Consider the following 10501-nt stretch of genomic DNA (forward strand, 5'->3'; position numbering starts at 1 on the left):
CGGCATGACCCCGACGCTCGGGATAGTCGTCGTCGCCGCGGGAAGCGGTGCGCGGCTGGGCGATGCCGAGCCGAAGGCGTTCGTGGCGCTACGTGGCATGCCGATCCTCGAGCGCGCCCTGCGCGGGGTGTTCGACTCCGTCGAGCCTGCGCAAGTCGTCGTCGTGGCGCCCGAGTCGCACCTGAAAGCCGCGCGCACGATCGCCGACCGGGTCGCGGGACCGGCATCCTCTTCTGTCGCCGTCGTTGCGGGCGGCCGGACCCGACAGGCCTCCGTCGCCGCCGGCCTCGCGGCCCTCCTGCCGGCGGTCGACACCGTTCTCGTCCATGACGCGGCCCGAGCCCTCACTCCGCCGGCGCTCTTCGACCGCGTCGCGCGTGCGGTGCGCTCGACGGCGGGCGGAGTCATCCCCGCGCTGCCGGTGACCGACACCATCAAGCGGGTTGGCGTCGGGGCCGTCGTGCTCGACACGGTCGACCGCAGCGACCTCGTACATGTGCAGACGCCGCAGGGCTTTCCGCGGGCCGCCCTCGAGGCGGCCTACGCGAGCGCGACCGAAGAACACACCGACGATGCCGCGCTCTTCGCGGCCAACGGAGGCAGCGTGACTGTCGTCGAAGGCGAGGCCCGGGCATTCAAGATCACCACCCCGTGGGACCTGCGTCGCGCCGAGAACGTGCTCGGCGCCCAGACTGCCGGCCTGCGGGTCGGCACCGGTGTCGACGTCCACGGCTACGACGAAGCGGCGCCGCTCTGGCTGGGTGGTCTCTACTGGTCCGGCGAGCCGGGACTCGCGGGACACAGCGACGGGGATGCCGTGCTGCACGCGATCTGCGACGCCCTGCTCTCGGCCGCTGGCCTCGGCGACCTCGGTAGTCGGTTCGGCACGAGCGATCCCCGGTTCACCGGCGCGGCGAGCGCCGTGTTCGTGCGTGAGACGCTCGCTCTCGTCGATGGCGCGGGATTCGCCGTCGTCAATGTCGCGGTGCAGCTCGTCGCCACGCGGCCGAAGATCGCGTCACGTCGCAGCGAGCTGGAGGCCCACCTCTCGAGTCTCGTCGGGGCACCGGTCACGATCGGCGCGACGACGACCGACGGCCTCGGGTTCACCGGGCGGGGCGAGGGAGTCGCGGCGATCGCGACCGCGTTGCTGACGGCATCCGTCTGAGTGACCCGACGGCCGAGACGGCCGTCGGTGCTGGCGTCGCGGCGAAGGCCAGAAGTGGCCTTCGCTTCAGTGCTCCAGGGAGCGGGTCATGAAGATCGAGAACGGGTTCTCCGGGTAGTCCGCAAACGGGCCGCACTCGACGAAGCCTTCGCTCGAGTAGAGACGGCGGGCGGGCCAGAAATCGTCGGTGCTGCCCGTCTCGAGCCAGAGGGTGCTCATCCCACGTGCGGCGGCTTCGCCCACGATGTGGCGCAGGATCGCCCGGCCAGCGCCGGTGCCGAGGTGGGCGTCGGTGACCCGCATCGACTTCAGTTCCCCCGACGTCCGGTCGAGAACCTTCAGAGCACCGATCACGACGAGGTCGTCGCCGAGCCAGCCCGACCAGAACGTGACCGCGGGTTCGCGTAGCGCTTCGACGTCAAGGGCGAAGACGCTCTCGGCGGGACTCGAGGCGTGCATCCCCACGAGGTGGTGGGCGACGAGCGCGCGGGTCTGCTCGCCGGACAGGTCGTCGATCCGGAACTCGAGCGGGGTCACGCGTCCCACGATATTCGGCTCGGGAAGCTACCGACCGCCGACGGGTAACCTTGGGCGGTGAACATCCGGCTGTACGACTCGAAGGCGGGGGCTCTCGTCGACTTCACTCCGCGCGAAGCGGGGAAGGTCGGGATGTACGTCTGCGGCCCGACCGTGCAGTCGAGCCCGCACATCGGTCACCTGCGCAGCGCCCTCGCCTACGACCTGTGGCGGCGCTGGTTCACCTACCGCGGTCTCGACGTCACCTTCGTGCGCAATGTCACCGACATCGACGACAAGGTGCTCGTCAACGCGAGCGAGGGCGACCCCTGGTGGGCGGTCGCGTACCGCGTCGAGCTGGAGTTCACGGGCGGCTACAACGCCCTCGGCATCCTCGCCCCGACCTACGAACCCCGAGCCACCGCAAGCGTTCCCGGCATGCAGGAACTCATCGTCGACCTCATCGCCACAGGCAACGCCTACGTCGCCGACGACGGCACGGGCGACGTGTTCTTCTCCGTCACGTCTTGGCCGTCGTACGGAGCGCTCACCAACCAGAAGCCCGGCGACATGGAGGCCTCGGGTGACGCCGCGACGCGCGGCAAGCGCGACCCCCGCGACTTCGCCCTCTGGAAAGGCACCAAGCCCGGGGAACCCCCGTCGGCGTCGTGGAACTCGCCATGGGGTCCGGGGCGTCCGGGATGGCACATCGAGTGCTCCGCGATGTCGCGCCGGTACCTCGGGCCCGCGTTCGACATCCACGGAGGTGGGCTCGACCTGCGGTTCCCCCACCACGAGAACGAGCTCGCGCAGTCGACGGCGGCCGGGGATGCGTTTGCGACGCACTGGGTGCACAACGGGCTCGTCGTGGTCGACGGCCAGAAGATGTCGAAGTCGCTGGGCAACTCGATCTACGCCGCCGAGTTCCTCAGCCTCGCCCGGCCGATCGTCGTGCGTTACTACCTCGGAAGCGCTCACTACCGTTCGACGATCGACTACCACGAGGGGTCGCTGGTTGAGGCGGAGGCGGCGTTCACGCGCATCGAGGGATTCCTCGACCGGGTTGCCCGGGCCGTCGAAGCCACGCCCGAGGTCGAGCAGACCGGCGTGCTCCCGGTGCCGAATGCGTTCGCGACCGCGATGGACGACGACCTCGGGGTGCCGCAGGCACTCGCGGTACTGCATGAGGCGGTGCGGCAAGGCAACGCCGCCCTCGACGCGAAGGATGTCGCGCTCGCCGCGCGGCTCCGCGCCGAGGTGGTCTCGATGCTCGGCGTGCTGGGGCTCGACCCAGCGGCGCCGGCGTGGGCGTCCGACGACGCCGGGGGAGCGGATGCCACGCTCGCGTCGCTCGTCGAACACCTGATCGGGCAGCGCGAAACTGCCCGCGCATCCAAGAACTTCGTCGCGGCCGACTCGGTTCGCGACACGCTGGCCGCTGCGGGGATCACCCTCGAAGACGGCCCCGACGGAACACGGTGGACCCTGTGATGAGGCGAGCAGAGCATGGCTAAGCCCGGGCGCCCCGGCGCACGCAAGAACAAGAAGGGCCCCCAGGTCGGAACCGGCGGGCACAGCCGAAAGGCGCTCGAAGGCAAGGGCCCGACGCCGAAGGCCACCGACCGCAGCTGGCACGTCGCCGGCAAGCGGAAGGCCGCGCAGGAGCGTCTCGACGCCGCACGCGCGAAGCACGGCAAGCCGTCGACCGACGGCCGCCCGGCACCCCAGCGCCGCGCGCCGAAGAAGGAAGGCGAGGCCGAGGTCGTCACCGGTCGCAACTCGGTCGTCGAGGCGTTGCGCGCGAAGATCCCCGCGACAACCCTCTACATCGCGTCGCGGCTCGAGATGGATGACCGCGTGAAGGAAGCGATCTCGCTCGCCGGCAAGCGCCACATCCCGGTGCTCGAGGTGATGAGGCAAGAAATCGATCGTATGTCGGGGCCCGACTCTGTGCACCAGGGCATCGCGCTCAAGGTGCCCGCCTACGAGTACGCGCATCCGCTCGAGCTGGTCGACGCGATCGAGAAGCGCGGCCAGGTGCCGCTGCTCGTCGCGCTTGACGGCATCACCGACCCCCGCAACCTCGGCGCGATCGTGCGCTCGATCGCCGCGTTCGGCGGGCAGGGCGCGATCGTTCCGCAACGGCGCAGTGTCGGGATGACGGCATCCGCCTGGAAGACGTCTGCGGGGGCCGCCGCGCGGGTGCCGGTCGCGATGGCGTCGAACCTGACCCAGACGCTCAAAGACCTCAAGAGCCGCGGGGTGTTCGTGCTCGGTCTCGACGGTGGCGGCGACGTGTCGCTGCCCGGCCTGGCGCTCGCGAGCGAACCCGTCGTGATCGTCGTCGGCAGCGAAGGCAAAGGCTTGTCGCGGCTGGTCACCGAAACCTGCGACGCCGTCGTCAGCATCCCGATCGACTCGGCGACCGAGTCGCTCAACGCCGGCATCGCCGTCAGCGTCACGCTTTACGAGATCTCGAAGCTGCGGGCGCGGCAACCCTAGGCGAGCGCGACACAGCCATGCACTCGGTATCCGCCCACGTGGCGCGTTCGCTCGCCGAACACGTTGAGCAGGTGTTCGGTGTCATGGGCAACGGAAACGCCCACTTTCTCGACGCTCTCATCCGGGAGACGACAGCGGAGTTCACGGCGGTGCGCCATGAGGTCGGCGGAGTGGTGGCGGCGGATGCCTACTTCCGGGCATCCGGACGGCTCGCAGCCGCGACGGCTACCTACGGAGCCGGATTCACGAACACTCTGACCGCGCTCGCGGAAGCCGTGCAAGCCCGGGTGCCACTCGTGCTGGTGGTGGGTGACGAGCCGACCTCGGGCCCCCGGCCGTGGGGTGTCGACCAGATCGCGATCGCGTCGGCGGTCGGCGCCCGCACCTACACGGTGGGAAGAGCCGACGCTGCCGCCACGACCGCGATCGCCATCGAGCACGCCCGCGCGTACTCGGTTCCCGTGGTGCTGGCGATCCCGTACGACGTCGGCGGGAGTGATGCCGGCACCTTCCCGCAGCTGCCGCCACTGAACGCGGCCGAGCCCCTGGCGCCGACGGGAGCATTCGCTCGCGGCGCGATCGACGACCTGAGCGTGGCCCTGGCCGAGGCAGGTCGCCCGTTCCTTCTCGCCGGCCGGGGCGCTTGGCTCGCCCGTGCCGGCGACGTGCTGAGCGCGATCGCCGATGCGACGGGAGCCGTCACGGCGTCGACCGCGCTCGCCCGCGGGATTTTTCGGCGCAGCGAGTTCGACCTCGGCGTAGCGGGCGGGTTCGGAGCGGACGGCGCGATGGACCTGGTCAAGAGGGCGGATGTTGCCGTCGTGTTCGGGGCATCTCTGAATCAGTTCACGATGCGCTTCGGCGAGCTCTTCGCCCCCGGCACCAAGGTCTTTCAGGTCGATGTCGCGGCCTCGGCGACGCACCCCCATGTCTCCGGCTACGTGCGAGGCGATGCGGGCCTCGTCGCGCACGCCATCGTCGACAGGCTGCGGGAACGTTCCGCGCCGCCGAGTGGCTGGCGCGAGAGCATCGACGTCGCAGCGTTGATGGCGCGCGATACGGGAGACGCGGTGGCGGCGGATGGCCGCCTCGACCCGCGCGCGGTGGCGCACCGGATCGGGCAGCTGGTTCCGGATGACCGCGTGGTGGTTTCCGACGGCGGGCATTTCATCGGCTGGGCGAACATGTACTGGCCGGTCTCCGCACCCGACCGGATGATCATGGTCGGCACCGCATTCCAGTCGATCGGGCTCGGCTGGCCCTCGGTCGTCGGCGCAGCCCTGGCGAAGCCCGAGGCGACGGTCGTGTTGACCACCGGAGACGGCGGGGGGCTGATGGCGCTCGCCGACCTCGAGAGCGCCGTGCGGGTCGCTGCCGGCCGGGGGATGGCTGTCATCTGGAATGACGCGGCGTACAGCGCCGAGGTGAACGTCTACGGACGCGCCGGTCTGGCACGCGAGCCGATGCTCATCCCCGAAGTCGACTTCGCCGCACTCGCTGAAGGGGTCGGCGCGGAAGGCGTCGTCGTGCGACAGCTTTCCGACCTTGACCGGTTGGCTTCGTGGGCTGCGGAGCTGCCCGGCGCCCGACGCTTCCTGGTGCTCGATTGCCGCATCTCGGGCGACGTTGTCGCGCCGTACCAGGACGAGATTGCGCGCGCCAACGCCCGTTAACGGGGGTGCCCGGCTGCTGGCGGGTCAGTCGCTCAGTCCGAAGCGGGCGTGCAGGCGCTTCATCCACCTCGGTGCCCACCACATGATGCGGCGCTGCCAGGTCATGAAGGCCGGCACGAGGATGCAGCGCACGAGTGTCGCATCGAGGAGCACCGCGAAGGCGAGCGCCACCCCGAGCTGCTTGATGATCATCAGATCGCCCGTCGCGAATCCGGCGAACACGACGATGATGATGAGCGCCGCCGAGGTGATGATGCGGCCGGAGTGCTGAAGGCCGAGCGCGATCGCTTCCAAGTCGGAAGCCCCGGCATTCTTCTGGTCTGTGATGCGCGACAGGATGAACATCTCGTAGTCCATCGCGAGGCCGAATCCGAAGACGAAGGTCAGGAGCACCACGAGGGTGTCGACGCCGTAGACCGTCGCCGGGTCGAATCCCATCAGTCCGGCGAATGCGCCGTCTTGGAAACCCCACACCAGCAGACCGATCGACGCACCGAGCGAGAGCGCACTCGCGAGCAGTGCCTTGAGCGGGATGACGAGCGACCCGGTCATCAGGAACAGCAGCAGCACGGTGCCGAACGCGATCACCACGACCGCAGCCGGGATACCGCTCCCGAGGGCGTTCGAGAAGTCGACCGTGCGGGCGTCGGCGCCGGTGACCCAGTGCGGGAAGTCCGGCGCGTCGGCTCGGATCTCGCGCACGACAGAGCCGCCGGACTTGCCGTCGACGACGACCGGCGTCTGCCACACGTCGTTGACGGCAACCGGCGCGCCGACCGACTCGACGGCGTCGAGCCGTTCGACGTCGCGCGACCAGGCGAGCGCATCCTCTTCGGATCGCGTCACGAGCGAAACCCGAGGGTCAGCGGCATGCGGGAACTGCTCGTTCAGGGTCGTGACGAACGTGTACTGGTCTGACGACGCGGGGGTCGAGTCGACCGCGGTGTTCGCGAGCCGCAGCGAGAGCACGGGGGCGGCGAGGATGAGGAGCACCGCGAATGCGGCCAGGGTGACGATCGCGGGATGCCGTTGAAGCCGCCGGGTCAGCTTCGAGAAGAACCCCTCGTCGGGAGCGATGTCGCCGAACCGTCGGAGCAGACGCCCGATCCCCGGGATGCGGGTGAGTGCGCCCGGCCGCACCAGGCGTTCCCCACCGAGTTCGAGCAGAGCGGGAACCAGGGTGAGCGCGGAGGCGATCGAGATGACCGTCACCGCGATCGCGCCCAGCCCGATCGCCTTGACGATGGCGGGCTCGAAGAACAGCAGCCCGAGCCCGGCGATCGCGAACGTGGTGCCGGAGTAGGCGACGGTCCGTCCCGCGCTCCCGGCGGTGCGCACGATCGCGGCGATCCGATGGTCACGCGTCCGCTGCCCGGCGTCGTCCGACTGCCGGTACTCCTCGCGGAACCTCGAGACGATCAACAGACCGTAGTCGATCGAAAGCCCCAGCCCGACGGCCGTGACCACGTTGACAACGGTCGTGTTGACGTCCAGCAGGTAGGTGAACCCAAACAGCGCGCCGAGGCCGCCGACGATCGACACGATGGCTCCGATGAGCGGGATGCCTGCCGCGAGGAAGCCACCGAACACCACGAGCATCACGAGCAGCGCGATGGGAAGCGCGACCGCCTCACCGCGTTGCAGATCGCTCTCCGAAGTCTCGATGATCGACTCCACGAGCAGGTCCGCGCTGCCGGCTTCTGCGACCGACCCCGGCACCGCATCCCGGATCTCGGCCGCCGCCGACCGGAGTTCCGCGGTGACCTCGTCGAGGGTCGCCCCGAAGTCGCCCACATACTCGGTCGTCGACACCGAGCCGACGAGCAGCACCCCGTCGCCGTCATCGGCGAACAGACCCGCGACACGGGGGTCGCGGCTGCCGTCCGGGAGCAGCGGCAACAGCAGCGGGTTCACGAGCGCGGCGCCCGGGATCTCTTCGACCCGCTCGCCGAGGTCGGCGACGATTCCGGCCAGCTCGGGGTCGGCGGGGTCGACCCCGTACACCAGCAGCGTGACCGTCTCGGCCGCGGTGCCATCGAGCAGCTGGTCGGCCTCCGCGCTCTCGCCGTTCGACCACGACCCGCCGTCGCTGCCGAGGCGGTCGAAGAGGTCTTCCCCGGTGACGCCGACGATGGCGAGCGCGATCGCGCTGCCCAGGATGACGACCCATGCCGTGAGGGTGCGGAACGGATGCCGGGCGGAGGCCTCGGCGATGCGTCCGAGAGCGCCGGCCGGTCGGTCGGTGCGGGTCATGGGCGAACTCCCGAAGCGAACTCGAGCGAGGGGACGTGTCGAGGCTAGACCTTGTCGCGCCAGTCTTCGACGACCTGATTCGGACCCGTGATCGTGCCGATCGCACCCGTCGGTGGGCCGACGACGGTCATCTCGTCGCGGCGGTGACGCAGCACGTTGTCGATGTAGGACGTGAGCGCTTCGGCGAGGGGGACGCTGCGCTTCTCGTCCTGCGAGCGATACCAGCGGTGCTCGAGCAACTGGTGGAAGACCTCTGCGGGCTCGAGTTTGCCGCGTAGCTCGCGCGGGATCGCGCGCACGACGGGCTCGAACACCTTCGCGAGCCACTCGTGTGCGACGGCCTCCTCGTCTCGGGTGGTGCGGTCGCCCGACATCCGGTACGCGTCGAGGTCGTTGAGCAGGCGGCGCGCCTGGTTTTCGCCGGCGTCGAGGCCGGTGAGCCGCAGCAATCGGCGCGAGTGGTGGCCGGCATCCACGACCTTCGGCTGGATGCGCACCCGCGCGCCCGTCTCGTCTCGACTGATCGATAGCTCTTCGATGTCGAAGCCGAGGTCGTTGAGGCGTTCGACCCGGCGGGCGATACGCCAGCGCTCGCTCTCGGGGAACGACTCGGAGGCGGTGAGCTCGGTCCAGAGCTCGCGGTAGGACGCGACGATGTGATCGGCGACCGTGACCGGGTCGACGTCCTCGTCGAGCTTGCCCCCCGCCTGCAGGTCGAGCAGCTCACCGGCGATGTTGATGCGCCCGATCTCGAGATCCTGGTCGCGCTGGCCGTCGCTCAGCGCACCGTCGTGCAGCTTGCCGGTCTCGGCGTCGACGAGGTACGCGGCGAACGCGCCCGCGTCGCGACGGAACAGGGTGTTCGACAGCGACACGTCGCCCCAGAAGAACCCGGCGACGTGCAGGCGGGCCAGCAGCACCGCGAGGGCATCGACGAGCCGAGTCGCGGTGTCGGGGCGCAGCGACTGCGAGTAGATCGCCCGGTAGGGGAGCGAGAAGCGTAGGTGCCGGGTGACCAGCACGGGAGCGAGAACCTCACCGTCGGCCGCCGAGCGGTTGGTGATGACGGCGATCGGTTCGACGCACGGCATGTCGAGGCGGTTGAGGGTGCGCAGCAGGTCGTACTCGCGCTGCGCCATCTCTTCGGTGGTCTCCTTGATCGCGAGCACGTGCTCGCCGAGGCGCACGAACCGCACCAGGTGGCGTGAGATGCCTTTCGGCAGTGCCGCGATCGTCTCGTCGGGCCAGAGTTCGAGCGGCAGATCCCACGGCAGGTCGAGCAGGGCCGGGTCAGGGACGGCCGAGGTGATCGACAGGGCGGATGAAGGCACCTGTCGAGCCTAGAGCTGCCATCCTGGGGGAGTGGACGACCTGATCACCCTGCGTTTCCTCGCGATGCCGCAGGACGCGAATCTTGGCGGCGAGGTCGTCGCAGCGGGAAGCGTGCTCGAGTGGATCGACCAAGCCGGCTACGCGTGCGCGGTCGGCTGGTCGGCGGGGTACTGCGTCACCGCATACGTCGGAAACGTGCACTTCACCCGACCGATCGCCGTCGGGGACCTGATTCAGGCCCACGCCCGCATCATCCACACCGGTCGGTCGAGCATGCAGGTGCTCGTCGAGATCGAGGCGGCGGACGTGCAGACCCGGGTCTACACGCGGGCGACCCACTGCATCCTCGTCTTCGTCGCGGTCGACAACGAGGGGCGGCCGCGTGCGGTGCCGTCGTGGTCACCGCGCACCGATGAGGATCGTTTGCTGCACGAGAACGCCGAAGATCGGCTGGAGGCACGGCGCGAGATCCGCGACGCGATGCTCGCGCAGGAGTACACGGAGGCCGGCACCACGCCGCGCACGACGTTCCGGTTCATCGCGCAACCGGCCGTGACCAACTTCGGTGGCAACGCCCACGGTGGCACGGTGATGCGCTGGATCGAGGAGACGGCGTTCGCCTGCGCGGCGAGCTGGTCGTCAGCGCGGGCAGTCGCGGTGTACTCGGGTGGCATCCACTTCTTCCGGCCGATTCGCATCGGTCATCTCGTCGAAGTCGACGCACGACTCATTCACACCGGCCCGCGCAGCATGCACGTTGCCGTACACGTGCGGTCGGGTCCGCTGACCGAGCCGGGAGGTCTCGCGGCGACAACCCAGTGCATGAGCATCTTCGTCGACGTCGGCGACGACGGGCGCGCACTGCCGGCGCGGGCGCTCGACCTGGTCAGCGACGAAGACCGTCGGCTCGATGCGCACGCCGTCGAGCTCATTGCTGCGCGCGCCCGCCTCGCCCCGCTGCCCGAGTTCTGACCAACGCGGAACGGCCCCGCCTCCGAGTGGAAGCGGGGCCGTTCGCGGTGCTCGGTCAGGCTGCGTGGCTCGTCGCGGCGACCGG

8 protein-coding genes are annotated in these 10501 nt (G+C 69.8%); 5 read left to right on the forward strand and 3 right to left on the reverse strand.

Annotated elements, in window-relative coordinates; genetic code table 11:
* Positions 1–4 precede the first annotated feature (4 nt).
* On the forward strand, positions 5–1168 hold the full coding sequence (ispD, locus tag RMO30_RS05035; RefSeq protein WP_309710331.1) for a 2-C-methyl-D-erythritol 4-phosphate cytidylyltransferase: 1164 nt from the start codon (positions 5–7) through the stop codon (positions 1166–1168).
* Between the two features lie 66 nt (positions 1169–1234).
* On the opposite strand, the gene RMO30_RS05040 is transcribed toward ispD, so the two are convergent.
* Complete coding sequence (locus RMO30_RS05040) at positions 1235–1714, reverse strand: GNAT family N-acetyltransferase (protein WP_309710334.1); 480 nt, start codon at positions 1712–1714, stop codon at positions 1235–1237.
* A gap of 48 nt (positions 1715–1762) precedes the next feature.
* Here RMO30_RS05040 and cysS point away from each other — a divergent pair, with 48 nt between their 5' ends.
* Genes cysS through RMO30_RS05055 form a run of 3 tightly spaced genes read left to right on the forward strand, consistent with a single transcriptional unit; the run spans position 1763 to position 5859 of the window.
* Positions 1763–3175, forward strand: a complete 1413-nt coding sequence (cysS, locus tag RMO30_RS05045) for a cysteine--tRNA ligase (RefSeq protein WP_309710336.1) — start codon at positions 1763–1765, stop codon at positions 3173–3175.
* A gap of 15 nt (positions 3176–3190) precedes the next feature.
* The gene (gene rlmB / locus RMO30_RS05050) at positions 3191–4186 is read left to right on the forward strand and encodes a 23S rRNA (guanosine(2251)-2'-O)-methyltransferase RlmB (protein WP_309710339.1); all 996 of its coding nucleotides are present in this window, start codon (positions 3191–3193) and stop codon (positions 4184–4186) included.
* Positions 4187–4203: 17 nt separating this feature from the next.
* Positions 4204–5859: a thiamine pyrophosphate-binding protein gene (locus tag RMO30_RS05055; protein WP_309710342.1), complete on the forward strand. Its 1656-nt coding sequence runs from the start codon at positions 4204–4206 to the stop codon at positions 5857–5859.
* A gap of 24 nt (positions 5860–5883) precedes the next feature.
* Here RMO30_RS05055 and RMO30_RS05060 read toward each other — a convergent pair whose 3' ends face one another.
* Positions 5884–8112, reverse strand: a complete 2229-nt coding sequence (locus tag RMO30_RS05060; protein WP_309710344.1) for an MMPL family transporter — start codon at positions 8110–8112, stop codon at positions 5884–5886.
* A 44-nt stretch (positions 8113–8156) separates the two neighbouring features.
* Entirely contained in the window at positions 8157–9443 is a 1287-nt protein-coding gene (locus tag RMO30_RS05065; protein ID WP_309710347.1) for a DUF4032 domain-containing protein, read from the reverse strand.
* A gap of 31 nt (positions 9444–9474) precedes the next feature.
* On the opposite strand from RMO30_RS05065, the gene RMO30_RS05070 reads away from it, so the two are divergent.
* Complete coding sequence (locus tag RMO30_RS05070; protein WP_309710351.1) at positions 9475–10416, forward strand: hotdog domain-containing protein; 942 nt, start codon at positions 9475–9477, stop codon at positions 10414–10416.
* Positions 10417–10501: the final 85 nt, after the last annotated feature.

It is taken from the genome of Pseudolysinimonas sp. (assembly GCF_031389465.1).
Taxonomy (GTDB): Bacteria; Actinomycetota; Actinomycetes; order Actinomycetales; family Microbacteriaceae; genus Pseudolysinimonas_A.